Consider the following 21182-nt stretch of genomic DNA (forward strand, 5'->3'; position numbering starts at 1 on the left):
AAGCTGTCCAATAACTCAGGTTTGCTGGACAGGTTTTGGGAAAATCGCTGGAAGCTGTCCAATAACTCAGGTTTGCTGGACAGGTTTATGGAAAAGTGCTGAAAGTTGTCCACTAACTGTTGAAATTGCATTATTCGGTCTCCATTTGCACCTGAGGGAAACCAAATAAGCAGATTGTTCTAGAAAAAAGGAATTACACATAAATAATAAGAATTATATGACTAAAGTGGTGGTTGCTCTTATAGCAAGACCTGATAAAACGATTCCTCAAATGAATGGTGAATTGGAAGTTCGAAAAACAAATTCTTTCACTTTTTACAATCCTAACGACATCTGGAATAGGGAGTAAAAGGAACAGATGCGTCTGTCGGATCAGGCAGTATAACGAGTGTAAAAATGCAATAATTAATATGCCTTTAGTTCCTCATTATCAGTTATGGATCCATTATTAAGTATCAATTTGCCGCCTCATTTGACTCCAACAACTGGAATGGATGCCTTAACACATGTAGTTAATGCATTTATTTGGACAAATAATACGGAAGTGACTGAGTAATATCCAAAGGGGGAAATTAGTATGTTAGGGTTCAAATATAAAGATTACGATGGACTTGGTTTGGCCGAGCTCGTAAAGAAAAAAGAGGTAAAGCAGATTGAGGTGGTGGAGGAGGCAATTCGAACGATAGACTCCTTAAATCCGAAGGCTAATGCGGTTATTCATAAAATGTATGAACAAGCTCGGAAAAATGCGGACAGAGAGCATTCCGGTTTGTTTGCGGGTGTCCCAATGCTGTTGAAGGATATCAGTCAAGAAATTAAAGGAGAGCCGATTACATTAGGTTCAAAAGCCTTCGAAGGCTATCGAGCTGAAATGGACTCATTGTATGTATCACAATTAAGAAAAACAGGAGCTGTATTTATGGGTCAAACGAATGTTCCTGAGTTTGCATTGGTGGCAGTAACCGAACCCGAGCATTATGGAGCCACACAGAATCCATGGAATGAGAACTTTACTCCGGGCGGTTCTAGCGGCGGATCAGGTGCGGCAGTTGCTTCAGGAATGGTCCCCATTGCCGGTGCAAATGATGGGGGTGGATCCATTCGGATTCCAGCTGCTTATTGTGGATTATTTGGGTTAAAACCAACAAGGGGTAGAACGCCGGTGGGGCCAAAGATAGGAAGGAGCTGGCAGGGAGCCTCAGTAGAGCATGTATTAACCCGCTCGGTAAGGGATAGCGCAGCTATGTTGGATGAGTTATCAATATATGAAAAAACTGCTGCTTTTCATGCTCCGCCATTTAGCGGGAATTATCTTCAAGCCGCACAAACACCTATAGAAAATCAGCTTCGCATTGCGTTTTCGGTTCAGTCACCTATTGGAACTAGAGTCCATGCCGACTGTAAAGAGGCGGTTTTGAAAGCTGTTAAAGCACTTGAATCAATGGGACATAGTATAGAAGAAATGGATGCTCCTGTTGATGGAAAGAAAATCGCCAAAAGCTATTTAACCATGTATTTTGGTGAAACGGCCGCAATCATATCTTCCCTAGAAGAAATCCTTGGAAGAAAAGCGACAATTCAAGATGTTGAACCGACTACATGGTTATTAGGGCTGCTAGGTAAAGCTACAACTGCGGAAGAATTTGTCCTTAGTTTAAGAGAATGGGATTTGGCTGCTTACAAAATGGAAGTCTTTCATGAAACCTATGATTTATATATAACACCAACTACAGCCTTTCCACCAGCAAAAATTGGTGAGCTAGATCCCACATCCTCTGAAAAACTACTAATAAACATCGCAGGAAGATTAGGTGCTGGCGGGTTATTGAAGAAAGTAGGGATTGTAGATAAAATTGCTGAGGAAAACCTTATGCGAACACCTTTTACCCAGCTTGCAAACCTTACTGGACAGCCAGCTATATCCATGCCTTTACACCTTACAATGGATGGCCTGCCAGTAGGAGTACAGGTGATGGCAGCAAGAGGCAGGGAAGATTTACTGCTACAATTAGCAGGGATGTTTGAGCAAATGGAGATATGGCAGGATGTACGGTTAAACCCCATGTTTAATGAATAAAGAATTAAATAATATAAGATAATCCTTTTTATCATTGAAAGGGAGTATATTTATTGCTCCCAGGCAGTTTTTTTATATGGTTCCACGCTTCAATCGCTTCTTGACGACTTTTTCCTCCGTTCTTTGGGTCAGCGAAAAAGTCATGAACAAACCGATTATATTCGAACTGAGGAGCGATTTTTTTCTTATAGGATGGATCTTTTTTACGTGCTTCTTCTTCATGCCAAGCATCTACTACATCACGATAAGTCTTCCCGATATTATTTTTAAAATAGTTTTGTATAAATGTGGAAAAATGAAATTTGGGTCCTATGACAGTCTTAAAAAAGGCTCTAACATGTTGACTGCATCGATGATTTTCTTTGATAACTGTATCAAGACTTAATAGGGTTTCTGTTTCATTTTTCATATGATCTTTTTTTTGCTTTAGAGTTTTTTTTATTTCTCCTGTTTGAAGAAAGGTTTCGATTCTGTCAGCAATCTCTAGCTTCGAGCCTGATGCACTTAATTGATGTTCTCTACAGAAGACTTGTAGCTCTTCTTTTAGCCAATAATACTCCCTAAAAGCTTGAATATTTATATCTTTTGAAAGAATTGGCCTCATTGTAATTTCCCCCATCTCTTTATAAATTCATTATAGAACATATGTTCCTGGAAATCAAATTTAATTGCATATGCCACTTTATTAAGTATATTTCAATGATAAGTAATCCTTATCAACTTTCATAAATAACTTTAAATTTATTTATCAGAAAATTGATCATATACTAATAGGGGGGTGGTAAATGATGGAATATGTTATTCTGTTTTTTATTGGAATATGTGCTACGACATTGGGGACATTGGCAGGGGGTGGAGGATTAATCAGCCTGCCAGCCATGTTGATTATGGGGATCCCTGTTCATTCGGCGATTGCAGCAAATAAAGTATCAAATACCGTTAGTTCGTTTTCAAGCTTTTTCTACTTGCTTAAAAAGAAGGAAATCTCCCTAAAAGAATGCTATTGGATTATTCCAGTCAGTATTAGCGGCGGAATCACAGGGGGTTTTATTGCATCATGGATTTCAGGAAAAAATATGTATTTTGTTGCGATTGTTCTCCTAATATTTGCTTTTATCGTTTCATTTATAGGAAAAGGGAATTTTACTGGTGAGAAGCCTTTAAAATTTAACAAAATTAGTGCGCCGGGACTTTACAGTATTGGAATCTATGATGGCCTATTTGGCCCTGGTCAAGGGACATTGATGCTTTATTTATTTGGCTATTTAAATATCGCTTATATCCGTGCAGTCGGATTGGTCCGCCTTGCTACTTTTTCAAGTTGTTTTGGGGCAGCCATTACCTATATCGCCACTGGAAAAGTCATTTGGCCGGTTACATTGGCGCTTCTATTAGGATCTCTTACAGGTGCACAAATTGGTGTCAGGATTGCTCAAAAACTAAAACCACAATATGTAAAACCGATTTTAAGAATTGTAACAGCGGCACTCATTGTCCAAATATTTGTAGAAAATGTTTTTAGTTAGAAAATATTAGGAAAAGCTATTCACGCTGGTGAATAGCTTTTTTGGTGTTCCAACATGATTTAAGAAAAATGTCGAAACGTGTTAAAATAGAAAAAAAGATGTATTGGAAGGGAATTGATAATGATTGAAAATAAATGGCTAACTAAATTAACACTGAAAAAAATGACGGCTTTATTGGTTTTAATGTCAGTCTTAGTTTCATTGACATCATCAGCAGTACTTTTACACCATTATGTGATAGAGAGGGAACATAATATTGTAAAAGAAAAATTAATGAATGTTGCTAGAATGGTAGCTAAAGATCCCCGTGTCATAAATGAAGTTGTTAAAAGTTCAAATAGCCCAGACATTCAAAAATATGCAATGGAAATAGTGGAATCCACAGATGTAAGCTTTGTTGTTGTGCTCAATAATGAGCTTATTCGCAAATCACATCCACATGTTAATATCATTGGAAAACCATTTTCAAATATTGAAGATGCCAAACAATCATTGAATGGTACTGAGCATTTTTCAACACAAGCAGGTATTTTAGGAGAAGGGACACGTTTTTTTACACCTATTTGGAATGATAAAGGGGAGCAAGTTGGAATTGTATGTGTTGGCATTGTACAGGAAACCGTTAATCAAGCTCTTTGGGATGCTCAGAAAACTCTTTATTTTGGTTTAGGATTTGGTCTTTTCGTGGGGCTAATAGGAGCCATTTATTTAGCACATCAATTAAAAAAATTATTATTAGGACTTGAACCCCAGCAGATTGTGGCAAATATAAAAGAACGTGATATCATTATTGATTCAGTAAGCGAGGGGATTATTGCTGTAACCCCTGATAAAAGAATCCTTTTACATAATTCAAATTTTACTAAGCTTATGGAGAAGGCTAAGTTTACTGGTGATTACAAGAAAGGTACGTACCTCGATAAGGATATATTTTCGTTGTTTTTTAAAGAAGTATTCACAGCTGGAAAATCAATTTCCAATCAAGTAGTAGTCGTTAATCAGTCTGAGCTAATTGTAAATATTAAAGTCATTTATATAAATGAAGAGATATATGGAGCAGTAGCCACATTGCGAGATCAATCTGAAATGCAGCAGGTTATTCGTCAACTAAGTGGTACGGAACAATTTATTGATTCCTTGCGTGCTCAAAACCATAAATTTATGAATCAATTACATACCATTTTAGGATTAATTGAATTGAAGAAATTTGATGATGTTGCTCACTTTATTCGCGTATTAAATGCTGATTATCACCGAGAAATTGGATTTGTAACCGATAAAATAAAAAGCCCGGCAGTTGCAGGTTTTTTACTAGCAAAAACGAGTGAATTAAAAGAGCAAGGTGTCAAGTTAACGATCGATTCAGATTCTCATTTTCCATATATGAAAATGGGTGAGATGCTTCATGATTTGCTTTTATCGATGGGAGTCTTATTAGATAATGCGAAAGATGCTGTCGTAAATTCAAAGGAAAAACAAGTGTCGCTTTTCCTGCATTATGATGAAGAGGAGGAAGTGATCTTGTTTGAAGTCCAAGATTCAGGCGTAGGTATGGAGAAGGCCCTCATAGAAAAGATATTTGAAAGAGGCTTTTCGACTAAAGGTGGAACGAGAGGGTATGGATTGGATGCCGTTCAATCAATTGTCAAACAATATCATGGGATTGTTGATGTACAATCAAAAGTAGGGACCGGAAGTATTTTTCGAATCGAAGTGCCATATAAATGGAGGAGCTTAAATGATTAAAGTCATCATCGTTGAAGATGACCCAATGGTTGCCATGATCAATCAACAATATCTTGAGCGTTTCGGAGGTTTTCGAATTGTTGCAACTGTTGGCAGAATTGATGAATTATGGAAGATAATTAATGAGGATATACCAGATTTAATTTTACTTGATGTTTACTTACCTGGAGAAACAGGAATTGATTTTTTACAAGAGGTACGTCAAAAGCAGCTTTCAGTACCGATCATTATGATTACAGCAGCTCACGACATACCTACAATTAAGAAATCGTTAGAATATGGTGTGATTGATTTCTTAATTAAACCGTTTTCTTATGAAAGATTTAAATTGGCCATTGAGAAGTTTCTTCAATATCATTCATTAACGACAGAGTTAGAAAAGACAGATCAGGATACGCTAGATCAATTATTAATAAATGAAAGAGGTCCATCGCCCGTAATTCCTGATGGAAATAAACTTGCTGCAACAGTACCGAAAGGATTATCAAAAATAACATTAAAAAAAATTCTCCTTCTAGTGGTGGATCAAAAGGGGCATTTTTCAACAGAGGATATTGCAAAGGAAGTTGATTTATCACGTATTTCAACAAAGAAATATTTAAATTATTTAAATGAGATTGGTTATTTAAGAGAAGAATTAGAGTATCTGGCAGTTGGGCGGCCAATTACGGTTTTCCAAACTGTCCCTGAGAATGAGCACTTAATTACGCCATTTTTATAATAGAAGATCAAACCTATCATATATACTTAACTGGGTTTCCTGGAAAATTTGGATGCTGATCTCAGTAATTTTGTGATAAGTCCACTTTGAAATGAACGAAAGGAGCTGTTTTGTCAACAGCTCCTTTTCATATGAAAAATTATATTTTGGTTACTTTCCAGGAGTAAACTTAATCTTCATAGCTTCTCCCATTAAGACAGGAAGATCAGTATTTTCATGTAAGCCTCTAAATAAATCAGAGCCTGGTCCGAATGCATATAACGGAACATCTGTACCTGTGTGTCCAGTGCTTGACCATCCAACTATTGCGCGCTCAGAAACGATCTGGTTTATAGTCATTGATGGACTTTTTGCAGCCTTAATTCTTTCTGCTTCAGCATCTGTTAAGTCAAGGTTTGTATATTGTTTAATGATTTCTTTGACATTACTGCGATCAGCATTTAGTTTGCTTTCCATAAAATCGCCAGTTGCTGTAACTTGACGTAATACCTCTAGTTTTGCATCACCCTTGCCATAACCGCCGACAGACATGCCGCCTGTATCATGATCGCCCGCAACGACTACTAATGTGTTCCCATCTTTTTTCGCAAAATCAACAGCTTTCGCAACTGCCATTTCAAACGCTTCGCTATCCTTCATTGCCCAAGCCGCATCATTATCATGACCTGCCCAATCAATTTGGCTTCCTTCAACCATTAAAAAGAAACCGTCTTTATCTTGTTTAAGAGCATCTAATGCTGATTCTGTCATTTCTGCAAGACTTGGTTCATCGGACTCATCACGATCCAACTCTGGTGCCATGCCATCTTCAGCGAATAGCCCAATTAGCTTGTCTGATTTTTTCACATTAGCAAGTTCTTCCTTATTCGAAGCGAATTGATAGCCCCGTGCTTTAGCTTCATTTAATAAGGACTCTGGAAAATACTTTTTCCCGCCTCCAAGAAGGACATCAACACCATTTTCTAGCAATTGAGGTGCGATGTCAGCTTCATTTGCACGTGAAGCTACGTGGGAAGCAAATACTGCAGGAGTTGCATGAGTGATAGTTGAAGTAGCTACTAAGCCAGATGCTTTACCAGCTTCTTCAGCCGCTTGAAGAATAGTTTTTAGCTCTTTGCCGTCTGGCGTAGTGCTAATCATGCCATTATTTGTTTTAACTCCTGTTGCCATTGCTGTCCCAGCAGCTGCAGAGTCTGTTACTTCTGTATTTGCGGAATATGTACGATGCATCCCAACAAGCATGGAGTCTAAAATGGATTCTTCACCTTTGTACCAGCGATAGTTTGTTGCATATGAAGCAGAATATCCATCTGGAACCATGAAAACAACATTTTTGGCTATCCCATTGTTTTGAACATTATTAGACTTCGCATCAGCAGATGGAGTCGAAAAACTTCCAACAAGACTTCCAATTGCGATTGATGATACTACAGCAAACGGGATTAGTTTCTTTTTAATAGATTTCTTTTTCATTTAAATTCCCTCCTAAAGTGGTTTACAAACCTAATATAGATCTTGAGTGTTGAATCTCTTTTAATAGAGGGTTAATAATGTGTAAACGGGAAAAAACAGGTGAAAACTAGTGTTCTAAAATATTAATTAGTAAATTATTCCATTTTTACACATATGATTACCTAGTGAAAAAGAAAAATTAAAAATATATTTCATGTTCAGAAAAATAGAATAATACTTTTGAACTGTATTTATTTAATAAAAGATTTACAAGTTTGAAATATTAGTTACGTTTGATCGAATTAGACTTGATAAAAGATTATATTAATATGTTTGTTACATGGCAGTCAGGCGGGCCGATTACGGTATTTCATACTGTCCTTGAGAATGAGCATTAACTTACGCCATTTATAAAAAAAGGTCAAACCAGTCACATTAAGTCGTGTGAGGTTTGACCTTTTACTTTCGATAAAGCAGAGTGAATTCCATTGGAAGTTTTTAGAAGACAAGTTCTCGCTTATTTGGTAAAGGAATAGCATTGGATGTTTGACCACTTGTTATGACATCATAAAAGTTTTCAAAGCTCGTACCAATCATATTGACGAGAGCTTCATCTGTGTTTGAGCCAATATGTGGTGTTACAAGAACACGTGGGTATAAATCGATCAATGCTTGTACAGTTGGGTCTAATTTCTTTGTTGGTTTGTCAAATTTTTGGAAGAATATTTTTTCTTCATTTGCAAAGACATCTGTTGCAAAGCCTTCGAGTTTACGAGTTTTAAGAGCGTTAAGAATGGCTTCATTATCTTGTAGTTCACCACGGGCAGTGTTAATAAGAATGGCCCCATCTTTCATTTTTGCTATGAAGTCAGCATTGACCAATTTATCATTCTGCCCTGGAAAATAAGGTACATGAATACTTACAATATCACTTTCTTTTAATAATTTATCCATTTCCATAAAGGTAACTACTTGTTTGGCTTCTTCACTTTGATATACATCAAACGCTAGAACTTCAGCACCAAGGCCTTTAAAAAGCTTAGCTTCTGTTAAACCAATTTTTCCAATACCAATAATACCAACTTTACAATTTCTAATTTCTTTACTAAACATAACGCCATCAACAGTAAAATCATTATTAGCTGTCCGTGTCGTGGTGTATGCGGTATGTCTTAATAGTGACATTGCAAGTGTTAAAGCTAATTCGGCAATCGCATTTGGCGAATAGGAAGGAACTCTTGCCACATGCATATCGAAATCTGCTGCTGCTTGCAAGTCAATATGGTTATAGCCAACTGTACGAGTGAAAACATATTTAATACCGAATTCTTTCATCTTTTGCATATTTTGCTCATCGGCCACACAGTTCCCTCTTAATAAAACAGCATCCATTCCTTTTGCAGTATCAATATTGTCATGATTAAGTAATTCTTCAATCAAATTTAGCTCAAAACCATTTTTATTTAATTGATTGAAATAACGAACCTCATTTTTTCTTACTCCGTAACAAGCTATTTTAAGTGTCATTGTTCATTTCTCCTTTTCGATTGATTTGATTTAACCAAAAATACCAGAAAGACTAACTAAATTAATGATGATAATCCATACCGGAATCATGACAACTGCTGTGATCGTTGAAAGTAAAGATGCATTAGAAGCAAGTACCGCATCCTTATCAAAGCTAATCGCATAAGCTGCAGCTACAGTAGCAGTTGGAGTTGCCATCATGATGACAACAATCCCTACACATATATCACTCATTGTAAGAATTCCTGTTAAGGATAGGATAGCGAGCAAAACAATATTAATAATAGGGACCAGCACAATTTTGTTGATACTGTAAATCCAGGATGTTCTGTCAGTAACAGCTGCATTAAACATAACAGCCCCCAGTGTTGCACCAATCGAAATCCAAGCGAGCGGTGAAGCTAAACCCGCTAAATAAGTCAGTGGCTTATATAACCAGACGGCTGTCTGATCGATTCGCAAGAAAGCAAAGTTAGAAATTGTCCCATCAGAAGCTGCAACGATCACTTGTGGAAGTGAACCTTGAAAGATCCAAATGAATAATCCTAGAAAGGTTGCAATGACAATCGGATTAAGAAACATTTCTTTTATATTTTTTGTTTCCATTTTTAATCCACTCATTTTGATATAGCCGTATGAGTAGAGAAAAATTCGATAACCGATATTAAAAATGGATGCATATAGAACACCTTCAGCTCCATAAATGGCGCCGACAATTGGAATCCCAAAGAATGTGGTTGAACCAAAAATCGTTAAAACGCGCAAAGTGGTTTGCTTGTCATCTTTAAATTTGAGATACATAGGTTTTGAGATAAAGATTAATAGGATGTAAATAAGTAGGCCCCAAACTAAAATGTTCATTCCTTCGGACAGTGACTCTTTGTTAATATCCTGCATAAAGGAATTAAAGGCTAAGGCAGGTAATGCAACTGTCAATACAACCTTTGATAGAATTTTTCCAACCTGATCATTAAAAATTCCTTTTTTCCGACAAAAGAAGCCTAATAAGATTATGAAGATTGTTGAGGTAATGGAACTAACAATACTCATATCCGTAAGGGTTGTTTGGCTAATTTTTAGCATTTCCATAAAGTATTCCCCCAAGCAAATTAATTGTGAAGTATTTCACAAGTGACTACAAAAAAATAAAAATATTATGTGAAGTATTTCACAATTGATGATATAAAGTTAAGCCGGCTATTTCTTACAAGCCAATCATAAGTTGATTCGACTTAATTAAGAATATATTTAAATTAACGAAATTTATGTAATTAAAGTAAGTGAAATACTGAGCAAACAATTAGGGATACTGCTAGTTTCGATAATTACAAATTACTTACTTTACTTTCGTAATATAGTAAAAAAACAGTTTAATGATTACATTAAGAGGGAAAGAATATTCTATTCATTATTTACATGAGTGAAATCTTACTTTTTATATTAATAGAATTGGAAGGCTTTTCATTGAAGTTTTTCATAATGAAGATATCACTCATAATGATCATTCGAACATCTAGGAGGGGGAAAAATGAAGGGAAATGATCTTCATTCAACTGACACAATTGTAATTGGAGCAGGACCAGGGGGATATGTGGCAGCGATTCGTGCTGCACAGCTCGGACAAAAAGTAACAATAGTAGAAAAAGAAAACCTAGGCGGAGTTTGTTTAAATGTAGGATGTATTCCATCTAAAGCATTGATTACCGCTGCCCATCATTATCATGAAGCACAAAATTTAGATGTATTTGGTCTTTCTGTACCTAACGTAGAAGTAGATTTTTCAAAAGTTCAGGCATTCAAAGAAAGCGTTGTCAACAAACTGACAGGTGGAGTTGGAACTCTTTTAAAAGGGAATAAAGTGGAAATTGTAAAGGGAACAGCTACATTTGTGGACGCTAATACTGTAAAGATTAATAGTGTAGAAGGCGAAAAAAACATTCGCTTTAAAAATGCGATTATTGCAACAGGATCTCGTCCAGTTGAACTTCCAACTATGAAATTTTCTAATAGAATTATTGACTCTACAGGTGCACTAAACTTACAAGAAATTCCTAAGAACTTAGTTGTTGTTGGCGGCGGTGTGATTGGTGTAGAACTTGTAGGAGCATACGCAAATTTTGGTGTGAAGGTGACAATATTAGAAGGGCAAAGTGAGATCCTTAATGGCATCGATAAAAAAGCAACCTCTCTTGTCAAACGGAACCTTAAGAAAAAAGGTGTTGACATCTTTACGAAGGCAATCGTAGAAGGTGCCAAGGAAACTGAAAATGGTGTAGAGGTTACTTGTGAAATAAATGGAGAAAAAAGAGTATTTGAAGCGGATTATTTGCTTGTGAGTGTAGGTAGAAAACCTAATACAGATAAGATCGGTTTAGAAGCGGCCGGTGTAGAAATAGGTGAAAAGGGTTTGATCAAAACTGACAACCAATGCCGAACTTCAGTCTCTCACATTTATGCGATAGGGGATATCGTTTCAGGTCCGCAGCTTGCTCATAAAGCTTCCTATGAAGGGAAAATAGCTGCTGAAGCGATCGCGGGAGAGAAATCAATTGTAGATTATACATGCATTCCTGCTGTCGTATTTTCAGAGCCAGAAATTGCAGTTGTTGGACATTCGGAAGAAAGTGCTAAAAACGCTGGAATTGATACGAAAGTTTCTAAGTTTCCATTCGCTGCTAACGGCAGAGCCATCGCTCTCAATCAAACAGAAGGATTTGTCCAGCTTATTACTAGAGCAGATAATGACATGGTAATTGGGGGACAAATTATTGGTGCGAATGCTTCGGATATGATTGCAGAAATTGCATTAGCAATAGAAGCTGGCTTAACAGCAGAGGATCTTGCTTTAACCATCCATGCTCATCCAACGCTTGGAGAAATTGTCATGGAAACAGCAGAAGTGGCATTAGGAAATCCTATCCATATCGTAAAATAATATAATAAAAGCTGTCATTGGCAGCTTTTCCTTTGAAATGCCTGTTTGAAAGTTATTCATACATTCGACTTATGTAACTAATGTAAGCGTTTCGAAACTTTATAAAACGTTTTCATTATAGAATTGTATATTACAATAATATTGTAGAAATATAAGGGGGGATTTCAATTGGACAAGAAAAAATTGGTATCCATTATTCTAGCATTTGCTGCTTTCTTCATTATTATTTTGCTTCCAAATCCTGAAAGTCTGCCAGTCGCTGGTCAAAGAGCTCTCGCTATATTAGCTTTGGCGGTCATTCTCTGGGTGACAGAAGCTGTATCGTTTCCTGTAAGCGCCGCCATGATTGTTGGTCTTATTACGCTTTCTATTGGTTTGGCTCCGAAAATCGATGATCCTTCAACACTATATACGAGTCAAGGAGCTTTGAAACTGGCCTTAGGCGGATTTAGCTCATCAGCAGTTGGGCTAGTCGGAGGAGCATTATTCATTGCAGCAGCAATGGAAATAACAGGCTTGCATAAGCGGACAGCGCTATTCATTATGTCTAAGGTTGGAACGAAAACAACCAGTCTAGTCATTGGAACTATTCTTGTTAGTATCGTTCTTGCTTTATTCGTACCAAGTGCAACAGCACGAGCTGGTACAACCGTCCCAATTCTGATGGGAATTATTGCTGCATTCGGATTGCAGAAAAACAGTAGATTCGCGGCTTTATTGATGATTACGGCTGTTCAGGCCATCTCCATTTGGAATATAGGGATCAAAACGAGTGCAGCACAAAATATGGTTGCCTTAGGATTTATGGAAAAAGCATTTAATATAAATATCACTTGGGGTGAATGGTTCCTTTATGCTGCACCATGGTCCTTGCTAATGTCAATCGTTCTATTCTTTGTAATGATTAAACTCATCAAGCCTGAAGTATCAGAATTTCAAGGTGGTAAAGAAGTCATTGCCAATAAGTTGGCAGAATTAGGGAAGCTGTCTTCTAAGGAATTAAAACTAATTATTATTTCAGTATTATTATTGCTCTTCTGGTCAACGGAGGGGATTCTTCATCCATTCGATTCAACCACAGTTACTCTGATTGCTGTAGCGATCATGCTTTTACCTGGAATAGGCATTTATACATGGAAAGATGTTGAGAAAAAAATCCCATGGGGCACTTTAATCGTTTTCGCCATCGGGATTTCACTTGGAACAGTATTATTAGATACACAAGGTGCAAGTTGGCTATCATCGGTTACATTAGAAGCTTTAGGCTTAACAAGTATGCCGCTTGTATACATTATCATGATTCTATCTTTATTTAACATCTTAATTCATTTAGGATTTGCAAGTGCAACAAGCTTATCATCAGCTTTTATCCCAATTGTTATTGCCCTTGTTGTCGCGATGGAGCCAACATCCTTTAATGGACCAGGTCTAGTATTAATTCAGCAATTCGTGATTAGCTTTGGTTTCTTATTACCGGTAAGTGCGCCACAAAATATGCTTGCATATGGAACAGGCACATTTACATCAAAAGATCTTTTAAAATCCGGTCTTCCAATTACAATCATTGGCTATATCTTAATTATCATTTTCAGCTTAACTTATTGGCAATGGGTTGGATTACTATAAAAAGAAGACTGGAATTGCTATTTTAGTTATATAAATTGTAAAACTATTTGCCTACAATTTTAGGAGGGAAAATAGATGCGAGAAACATTTACTGGAAATCCATGGAGTGACTTCCATGGCCCGAATCTTGGCTATTTATTAGAACAGTATGATGTGTATTTAGAAGATATGACTTTAGTAGATGAGAGCTTAAGAGCATTGTTTGCAAAATGGGGAGCTCCTGAAATGCAAGGTGGTAACAATGCCGAGAAGCCTCAGCAAAACGTATCGCCTTCACTTGTGTTAAATAAAATGAAAGCTCTTGTAAATGTATTAAAATTAGCAGAAAACATCCGTACAATGGGCCATTTACAAGCAGATATTTATCCATTAGAGAAGCAAGAAGCAACAGAAATGTTTTCTTTGTCTTCCTATGGGCTAACAGAAAATGATGTAAGAGAAATTCCGGCAGAAATGATTTGTCCGGAAATGAGCGGAAAATTATCAGATGGTTTAGAAGCCATCCAATATTTAAAACAAGTATATACGGGCTTTGTTGGGGTTGAAATTCAGCATATTGAGCCTGAAGAGAGAAATTGGCTGCAAAGCAAAATAGAAAATGGTTTTCTTAATAATGAATTAACGGAAGATCAAAAATCTGATCTACTAACAAATTTGTATGAAGCAGAGGGCTTTGAGCAATTTATTCAAAAAACTTATGTAGGACAAAAGCGTTTTTCTGTTGAAGGCTTGGAAACATTAGTTCCTGCTATTAATGAAATCGTTGCTTTAGGTGCAGAGGATGGAATGCAGGATGTAATGATTTCTATGGCACATAGAGGGCGGCTAAATGTACTTGCCCATGTGTTAGAAAAACCATATGAAGCGATTTTCTCACAATTCCAGCATTCGAAATGGGAGCCAAATGATTTCGATCGAAATCGAACATTAAGTACAACTGGTGATGTAAAGTATCATGCTGGTGCTAAAAAGAACAGAAGAATCAATGATAAAGAAATTAATGTAACATTAGCGTATAACCCAAGTCATTTAGAGATTGCGGGAACAGTAGTAGAAGGCTATACAAGAGCAGCTCAAGAGGATCGCTCTGAAAAAGGATATCCGAAACAGGATGTCACAAAGGCGTTAGCTGTTTTAGTGCATGGGGATGCTGCTTTTCCAGGACAAGGAGTTGTAGCTGAAACCCTTAACTATTCAAGTACAGTTGCTTATCAAACCGGGGGAACCATTCATATTATTGCGAACAATCGGATTGGTTTTACTACTGAAAGTGAAGATTCACGGTCAACAAGATATTCAAGCGATATGGCGAAAGGTTTTCATATTCCGATTTTCCATGTAAATGCGGATGCTCCTGAGGCGGCTTTATCCGTCATTCGATTGGCATTTGAATATCGTCAAGCTTTTAACAAAGATATATTGATCGATTTAATTGGATACAGACGTCTTGGCCATAACGAAATGGATGAACCAATGGCTACGAATCCAGTTATGTACCAAATCGTTCGTAAACATCCAACGATAACGGCTGTTTATAAGCAACAGCTTTTAAATGAAAAGTCCTTAACAGAAGAGCAAATAGCTGCCATTGAAACGAGTACTTTGGCAAATTTTGCAAAAGCCTATGAAAATATGGATAAAAACCAAGAAGAAGTTAATAGTCTAGAGGAGATTTTGTCATCTGAAAATAAACAGGTGACAAAAGTAGATACGACCGTTGATAAGGCGTCCTTAACGAAAATTAATGAGGAGCTTCTAGAATGGCCGGAAAACTTCAATGTGTTTGGAAAACTGAAAAAAATATTAGAGCGCAGGCTTGCTGTTTTTAACAACAAAGGGAAAATTGATTGGGCACATGGAGAAGCATTAGCTTTCGCGACTATTTTGAAGGATGGCACTCCGATCAGGCTGACTGGCCAAGATTCTGAGCGTGGAACTTTCTCCCATCGGAATATCGTGCTTTCAGATGAAAAAACGGGAGAGAAATATAGCCCAATGCATACACTTAGTACTTCAAATGCATCCTTTGCTATCCATAATAGTGTATTATCTGAAGCGGCCATTTTAGGCTTTGAATATGGATATAATGTGATTTCGCCAGAAACACTTGTGTTATGGGAAGCGCAATTTGGAGATTTTGCAAATGGAGCACAAGTTATTTTAGACCAGTTTATTTCGGCTGGGAAAGCGAAATGGGGACAAACATCAGGGATTGTCATGTTATTGCCACATGGCTATGAAGGTCAAGGTCCTGAACATTCAAGCGCACGATTAGAACGTTTTCTCCAGCTTGCTGCTGAGAATAACTGGTCTGTAGCAAATCTATCTACATCCGCTCAATATTTTCATATTTTAAGAAGACAGGCAGCCATGCTTCTTTCAGATGAGGTGAAACCACTTGTATTAATGGCGCCGAAAAGCTTATTACGCCATGCCTCAGCCGCGGCTTACCTGGAAGAATTCACGAATGGAGAATTCCAGCCGATTGTTGAGCAGCCAGGTCTAGGAAAAGAACCAGAAAAAGTGGAGAGAATCGTATTTACTACTGGCCGCTTAGCGGTTGAGCTATCTGATACTTTAACAGATGTTGAACAATACAACTGGCTTGATATTATTCGAATCGAAGAATTATATCCTTTCCCTGAACAGGAAATTAAGAATCTATTAAAAAAATATAAAAATCTAAAAGAAGTCATCTGGACTCAAGATGAGCCAAAAAATATGGGCGCATGGACATATATCGCTCCACGCTTACAACAGCTGATGCCGAATGATATAAAAGTTTCCTATAACGGCCGCCCGGATATGGCGAGTCCTTCTGAAGGAGACCCACTCGTTCATAAAAAAGAGCAACAAAGAATTATTAACAATGTCTTTACACCGGCAAAAGAAAAGGTAAGTTTATAGAATTAGACATTTACAAAAGGGGATGTGCAGACAAATGGCAGAGATTAAAATTCCTGAATTAGCAGAATCGATTACAGAGGGTACCATTGCACAATGGCTAAAGCAGCCAGGTGAAACGGTCGCAAAAGGTGATTATATACTTGAGCTTGAAACAGACAAAGTAAATGTAGAGATTATTTCTGAGTACGATGGAGTCCTTCAAGAAAAATTGAAAGAAGAGGGTGACACCGTCAATGTAGGAGAAACGGTTGCGATTATTGGCGAAGGCAGCCAAAGCAGTACTCCTTCATCTTCCGAAAGCGGTCAAAATGAACCTAAAGAAACCGCCGAAGAAAAATCAGAACCAACGCCTGCCGCTTCAAGTGATGTAGTTGCTTCTCCTGCTGCAAGAAAATATGCGAGAGAACACGGCATTGATTTAAATCAAGTGGCTGCAGTGGATCCATTAGGCAGGGTGCGTAAACAGGATGTATCTAATTTCGAACCATCAACACAAGCACCTGCAGCAAAACCAGCTCCAGCAGCTACACCGGGAGTACAACAGCCAACTATTGCAGATAGCAAACCAGTAGAGAGAATTAAAATGACTCGCAGACGACAAACGATTGCAAAACGTCTGGTAGAAGTTCAGCACACAGCGGCGATGTTAACAACATTCAATGAAATTGACATGACCGCGATTATGAATTTAAGAAAGAAAAGAAAAGATGATTTCCTAAAACAAAACGATGTGAAATTAGGATTCATGTCCTTCTTTACGAAAGCAGTTGTAGGTGCGCTTAAAGCATATCCTTTACTGAATGCAGAAATCCAAGGCGATGAAATCGTTGCGAAAAAATTCTATGATATTGGAGTTGCTGTTTCTACTGAGGGAGGATTAGTCGTTCCTGTCGTAAGAGATGCCGATCGTTTGAACTTTGCCGAAATTGAAAGAGAAATTGGAGATTTAGCAAAGAAAGCTAGAGATTCTAAGCTTACATTAGCCGACATGCAAGGTGGAACATTTACCATAACAAATGGGGGCACATTTGGTTCATTATTATCAACACCAATATTAAATGCGCCACAAGTAGGAATTTTGGGCATGCATTCAATCCAAAACCGACCTGTTGCGATAAATAATGAAACAATCGAAATTAGACCGATGATGTATATCGCTCTTTCTTATGATCACCGCATTGTTGATGGAAAAGAAGCAGTAGGCTTTTTAGTAAGAGTGAAACAGCTTCTCGAAGACCCAGAAAAATTACTTTTAGAAGGGTGAACCGGGCATTAGGAGCGCATTCTGATGACCACTCTATGATTTTTCAGTGGGAACCGGGCATCAGGAGTGTTAGTTGATGACCACTCAATGGTTTTTCAGGGTGCAATGGGCATCAGAAGCGTTAGCTGATGACTACTCAATGGTTTCACAGGGTTAAATGGTCATCAGGAGCATTATCTTATTACCACTCTATGGTTTTTTGATAGTAGGAAAATAAGGAAGCTATCATTTGTTTCATTGAATAGGTTCCTAGCATAAAAAAAAGGCTTTCTAAACTAGAGGAGGAAAACAATGAATATCCATGAGTATCAAGGAAAAGAAGTCCTTAGACAATACGAAGTTACGGTTCCGAACGGAAAAGTAGCTTTTACAGTTGAAGAGGCAGTAGAAGCAGCAAAAGAACTAGGAACTGAAGTATGTGTGGTGAAAGCACAAATTCACGCTGGAGGCCGAGGAAAGGCTGGCGGTGTTAAGGTTGCAAAAAATTTAGAAGAAGTTCGTATGTATGCAACCGAGATTTTAGGAAAAACACTTGTGACACATCAAACAGGGCCTGAAGGGAAAGAAGTCAAGCGACTTCTCATTGAAGAAGGCTGTGATATTCAAAAAGAGTATTATGTTGGACTAGTATTGGACCGTGCTACTTCACACGTAGTTCTAATGGCTTCTGAAGAGGGCGGTACTGAAATCGAAGAAGTAGCTGAAGAAACACCAGAAAAAATCTTCAAAGAAGAAATTGATCCAGTTATTGGCTTAACAGCTTTTCAGGCTCGTCGCATAGCCTTTAATATCAATATTCCAACTAAACTAGTAGGACAAGCAGTTAAATTTATGATGGGCTTATATCAAGCTTATATCGAGAAGGATTGTTCTATTGCAGAAATTAATCCGCTTGTCGTTACGGGCGATGGAAAAGTCATGGCATTAGATGCGAAGTTAAACTTTGACTCAAATGCTCTGTATCGTCAAAAAGATATACTAGAATTACGTGACTTAGAAGAAGAAGATCCGAAAGAAATTGAAGCCTCTAAGTATGACTTAAGCTATATTTCATTAGACGGCAATATCGGATGTATGGTGAATGGTGCAGGTCTTGCGATGGCCACAATGGATATCGTAAAGCACTATGGCGGCGATCCAGCTAACTTCCTTGATGTTGGCGGCGGTGCAACAGCAGAGAAAGTAACGGAAGCATTCAAAATCATTCTTTCTGATCAAAACGTAAAAGGTATTTTTGTCAATATCTTTGGCGGAATAATGAAATGTGACGTTATCGCAACAGGTGTAGTGGAAGCTGCAAAGCAAGTTGGGTTAAAGGTGCCTTTAGTTGTTCGTTTAGAAGGAACTAATGTTGATTTAGGTAAGAAAATCCTTGCTGAGTCTGACGTTGAAATCATTGCAGCTGAATCTATGGCTGATGGCGCACAAAAAATCGTTTCATTAGTAGGGTAATAACTGAAAAGCTTAAGTTTCGTGAAAGCAGAAAGGGGAATTATCGTGAGTGTATTTATTAACAAAGATACAAAAGTAATCGTCCAAGGGATTACTGGTTCAACAGCACTTTTCCATACAAAACAAATGCTAGAATACGGTACAAAAATTGTTGGAGGAACTTCTCCTGGTAAAGGCGGTTCTGAAGTAGAAGGTTTACCAGTATTTAACACAGTTTCTGAAGCAGTCAAAGCTACTGGCGCTACTGCTTCCGTCATCTATGTTCCAGCTCCATTTGCTGCAGACGCGATTCTAGAAGCAGTAGATGCAGAGCTTGATTTAGCCATCTGTATTACTGAACATATTCCTGTGTTGGATATGGTAAAAGTAAAGCGCTATATGGAAGGCAAGAAGACTCGTCTTGTTGGTCCTAACTGCCCGGGCGTTATTACGGCAGATGAATGTAAAATTGGGATTATGCCAGGCTATATCCATAAAAAAGGACATGTGGGAGTTGTTTCACGATCTGGAACACTAACATATGAAGCCGTTCATCAGTTAACTCAAGCTGGAATCGGTCAAACGACTGCTGTAGGTATTGGTGGCGACCCTGTTAACGGTACGAACTTCATCGATGTATTAAAGGCGTTTAATGAAGACCCTGAAACTTATGCAGTTATTATGATCGGGGAAATCGGCGGAACGGCTGAAGAAGAAGCTGCTGAATGGGTAAAAGCGAATATGACGAAGCCTGTAGTTGGGTTCATTGGAGGGAGAACTGCACCTCCAGGAAAACGTATGGGACATGCTGGAGCCATCATTTCAGGCGGTAAAGGTACTGCGGATGAAAAAATCCGCGTCATGAATGAATGCGGAATTGAAGTAGCCGACACACCATCTGTAATGGGCGAAACATTGATTAAGGTACTGAAGGAAAAAGGTCTTTACGATAAGTGTAAGACACATTAAGTAAGGAAGAAGCTTTACTAGAAATTAAATGAATACTAATAAATGAAGCTGACTCTGGGGGATTGTTAATGAACGATCTTTTTGAGTCGGCTTTTCTTAATTGACTTTAATCCAATACCATCAAGTAAGCTGCCTTTCTAGTTTCGCAAACTATTATTAAACCCTACTTGTTAAACTCTCAAAATTTATCGGACTCCCATTCAGCTATTTACTTAAAATCCCCCTATTTCCATAAGCTAACGGACACCTGTTCCGTTAATCGATGAAAATCATATAAAATTTCCCCCCTTGAACCCTATTAACGGAACCCTAAGACCGATAAGTCTATGACATATAGGTTATTTTGTGAAATAACGGAACCACAGTCCGCAAATTTCCCTCTACCTGAAGAATTCAGAACTACTTAAAACATCATCCCGTCCTTGAATGCTTCTTCCACAGCGAATTACTAGATGAAGGGACAGGTAAGCCTTCAGGCACAAAAATATTGTTTGTTGGTATTAAATCATGATGACGGAAGAACATGGTTGGTTCATTCATTAAATCAAATGTACGAAAGCCAACGACTTCCGCCTCAAGTAATTCCCCTTTTGTACGAATATCCCCAATCATTGATACACGAACAACAAACCTAGGAGCCAAAGGAAAATTTACTGGGCCAGGAGACGTAAAACAACTGTCAGCATCAATAGTGATCATATCGGTGGAAAAATGTTCTACTTTCATTGTTTCAGGTTCTAAGCAAACATCCAGAAAAAATCGAATTTGCAAAGGAGTGGTTGTTGGATTTTTCACAACAATAAAAAAGTTATCGGGACTAACTGCAGTCGGGTCGCCAGTAACCCTTCCAGGAACTATAAATGGACCTGTAGTAAGACCGGTAAACGTTACACCCAATTAGGTCACCACCATTAATTTAATGAAGAAATATTTCCTCATTTAAACTATGGAAAAATAAAGATATGGAAACGGCGCTTGTCCATCGAAGGAAAAAACTTCAA

General features: G+C 37.8%; 16 protein-coding genes. 11 read left to right on the forward strand and 5 right to left on the reverse strand.

Annotated elements, in window-relative coordinates:
• The first annotated feature begins 217 nt into the window (after positions 1 to 217).
• Together V7127_RS00035 and V7127_RS00045 are read left to right on the forward strand one after the other, a co-directional pair.
• Positions 218 to 349: a hypothetical protein gene (locus V7127_RS00035; RefSeq protein ID WP_335482748.1), complete on the forward strand. Its 132-nt coding sequence runs from the start codon at positions 218 to 220 to the stop codon at positions 347 to 349.
• Between the two features lie 228 nt (positions 350 to 577).
• The gene (locus tag V7127_RS00045) at positions 578 to 2077 is read left to right on the forward strand and encodes an amidase family protein (RefSeq protein ID WP_335482749.1); all 1500 of its coding nucleotides are present in this window, start codon (positions 578 to 580) and stop codon (positions 2075 to 2077) included.
• Between the two features lie 31 nt (positions 2078 to 2108).
• Here the strand turns inward: V7127_RS00045 and V7127_RS00050 are convergent, their stop codons facing one another.
• Positions 2109 to 2681: a DUF6434 domain-containing protein gene (locus V7127_RS00050; protein ID WP_335482750.1), complete on the reverse strand. Its 573-nt coding sequence runs from the start codon at positions 2679 to 2681 to the stop codon at positions 2109 to 2111.
• Positions 2682 to 2865: 184 nt separating this feature from the next.
• On the opposite strand from V7127_RS00050, the gene V7127_RS00055 reads away from it, so the two are divergent.
• The 3 genes from V7127_RS00055 to V7127_RS00065 all read left to right on the forward strand — a co-directional run bounded on the left by V7127_RS00055 (position 2866) and on the right by V7127_RS00065 (position 6070).
• The gene (locus V7127_RS00055) at positions 2866 to 3603 is read left to right on the forward strand and encodes a sulfite exporter TauE/SafE family protein (RefSeq protein ID WP_335482803.1); all 738 of its coding nucleotides are present in this window, start codon (positions 2866 to 2868) and stop codon (positions 3601 to 3603) included.
• Between the two features lie 120 nt (positions 3604 to 3723).
• Positions 3724 to 5349, forward strand: coding sequence for a sensor histidine kinase (locus V7127_RS00060; protein WP_335353733.1), 1626 nt, complete (start codon positions 3724 to 3726; stop codon positions 5347 to 5349).
• The gene (locus tag V7127_RS00065) at positions 5342 to 6070 is read left to right on the forward strand and encodes a response regulator (protein WP_335482752.1); all 729 of its coding nucleotides are present in this window, start codon (positions 5342 to 5344) and stop codon (positions 6068 to 6070) included. The genes V7127_RS00060 and V7127_RS00065 overlap by 8 nt, the downstream gene beginning before the upstream one ends.
• Positions 6071 to 6220: 150 nt before the next feature.
• On the opposite strand, the gene V7127_RS00070 is transcribed toward V7127_RS00065, so the two are convergent.
• The 3 genes from V7127_RS00070 to V7127_RS00080 all read right to left on the reverse strand — a co-directional run bounded on the left by V7127_RS00070 (position 6221) and on the right by V7127_RS00080 (position 10138).
• Positions 6221 to 7543 carry an alkaline phosphatase gene (locus V7127_RS00070; RefSeq protein WP_335482753.1) on the reverse strand — a complete coding sequence of 441 codons (1323 nt, stop codon included), beginning with the start codon at positions 7541 to 7543 and terminating at the stop codon, positions 6221 to 6223.
• 477 nt (positions 7544 to 8020) lie between these two features.
• On the reverse strand, positions 8021 to 9049 hold the full coding sequence (locus V7127_RS00075; protein ID WP_335482755.1) for an NAD(P)-dependent oxidoreductase: 1029 nt from the start codon (positions 9047 to 9049) through the stop codon (positions 8021 to 8023).
• 30 nt (positions 9050 to 9079) lie between these two features.
• Entirely contained in the window at positions 9080 to 10138 is a 1059-nt protein-coding gene (locus V7127_RS00080) for an AEC family transporter (protein WP_335482757.1), read from the reverse strand.
• 439 nt (positions 10139 to 10577) lie between these two features.
• On the opposite strand from V7127_RS00080, the gene lpdA reads away from it, so the two are divergent.
• The 6 genes from lpdA (at position 10578) to sucD (ending at position 20181) form a co-directional block, all read left to right on the forward strand.
• Complete coding sequence (lpdA, locus tag V7127_RS00085) at positions 10578 to 11984, forward strand: dihydrolipoyl dehydrogenase (RefSeq protein WP_335482759.1); 1407 nt, start codon at positions 10578 to 10580, stop codon at positions 11982 to 11984.
• A 168-nt stretch (positions 11985 to 12152) separates the two neighbouring features.
• Positions 12153 to 13610, forward strand: a complete 1458-nt coding sequence (locus V7127_RS00090) for a DASS family sodium-coupled anion symporter (RefSeq protein WP_335355313.1) — start codon at positions 12153 to 12155, stop codon at positions 13608 to 13610.
• Positions 13611 to 13685: 75 nt separating this feature from the next.
• Positions 13686 to 16517 (forward strand): 2-oxoglutarate dehydrogenase E1 component, encoded by a 2832-nt coding sequence (locus V7127_RS00095; protein ID WP_335482761.1) that lies wholly within the window; start codon positions 13686 to 13688, stop codon positions 16515 to 16517.
• 34 nt (positions 16518 to 16551) lie between these two features.
• Positions 16552 to 17781, forward strand: coding sequence for a 2-oxoglutarate dehydrogenase complex dihydrolipoyllysine-residue succinyltransferase (gene odhB / locus V7127_RS00100; RefSeq protein WP_335482762.1), 1230 nt, complete (start codon positions 16552 to 16554; stop codon positions 17779 to 17781).
• 291 nt (positions 17782 to 18072) lie between these two features.
• Complete coding sequence (sucC, locus tag V7127_RS00105) at positions 18073 to 19233, forward strand: ADP-forming succinate--CoA ligase subunit beta (RefSeq protein ID WP_335482764.1); 1161 nt, start codon at positions 18073 to 18075, stop codon at positions 19231 to 19233.
• 45 nt (positions 19234 to 19278) lie between these two features.
• Entirely contained in the window at positions 19279 to 20181 is a 903-nt protein-coding gene (gene sucD, locus V7127_RS00110) for a succinate--CoA ligase subunit alpha (RefSeq protein ID WP_335344679.1), read from the forward strand.
• Positions 20182 to 20592: 411 nt separating this feature from the next.
• Here the strand turns inward: sucD and V7127_RS00115 are convergent, their stop codons facing one another.
• The gene (locus V7127_RS00115; protein WP_335482766.1) at positions 20593 to 21078 is read right to left on the reverse strand and encodes a hypothetical protein; all 486 of its coding nucleotides are present in this window, start codon (positions 21076 to 21078) and stop codon (positions 20593 to 20595) included.
• Positions 21079 to 21182 lie beyond the last annotated feature (104 nt).

It is taken from the genome of Bacillus sp. JJ1773, assembly GCF_036962035.1.
In the GTDB taxonomy this organism is placed as follows: Bacteria; Bacillota; Bacilli; order Bacillales; family Cytobacillaceae; genus Cytobacillus.

Coding starts and splice junctions, on each gene's coding strand:
- sucC (WP_335482764.1), top strand. CDS start 18,073: ATGAATATCCATGAGTATCAAGGAAAAGAAGTCCTTAGACAATACGAA.
- V7127_RS00080 (WP_335482757.1), bottom strand. CDS start 10,138: ATGGAAATGCTAAAAATTAGCCAAACAACCCTTACGGATATGAGTATT.
- V7127_RS00065 (WP_335482752.1), top strand. CDS start 5,342: ATGATTAAAGTCATCATCGTTGAAGATGACCCAATGGTTGCCATGATC.
- V7127_RS00060 (WP_335353733.1), top strand. CDS start 3,724: ATGATTGAAAATAAATGGCTAACTAAATTAACACTGAAAAAAATGACG.
- lpdA (WP_335482759.1), top strand. CDS start 10,578: ATGAAGGGAAATGATCTTCATTCAACTGACACAATTGTAATTGGAGCA.
- V7127_RS00035 (WP_335482748.1), top strand. CDS start 218: ATGACTAAAGTGGTGGTTGCTCTTATAGCAAGACCTGATAAAACGATT.
- V7127_RS00050 (WP_335482750.1), bottom strand. CDS start 2,681: ATGAGGCCAATTCTTTCAAAAGATATAAATATTCAAGCTTTTAGGGAG.
- V7127_RS00095 (WP_335482761.1), top strand. CDS start 13,686: ATGCGAGAAACATTTACTGGAAATCCATGGAGTGACTTCCATGGCCCG.
- V7127_RS00070 (WP_335482753.1), bottom strand. CDS start 7,543: ATGAAAAAGAAATCTATTAAAAAGAAACTAATCCCGTTTGCTGTAGTA.
- V7127_RS00045 (WP_335482749.1), top strand. CDS start 578: ATGTTAGGGTTCAAATATAAAGATTACGATGGACTTGGTTTGGCCGAG.
- V7127_RS00055 (WP_335482803.1), top strand. CDS start 2,866: ATGGAATATGTTATTCTGTTTTTTATTGGAATATGTGCTACGACATTG.
- odhB (WP_335482762.1), top strand. CDS start 16,552: ATGGCAGAGATTAAAATTCCTGAATTAGCAGAATCGATTACAGAGGGT.
- V7127_RS00075 (WP_335482755.1), bottom strand. CDS start 9,049: ATGACACTTAAAATAGCTTGTTACGGAGTAAGAAAAAATGAGGTTCGT.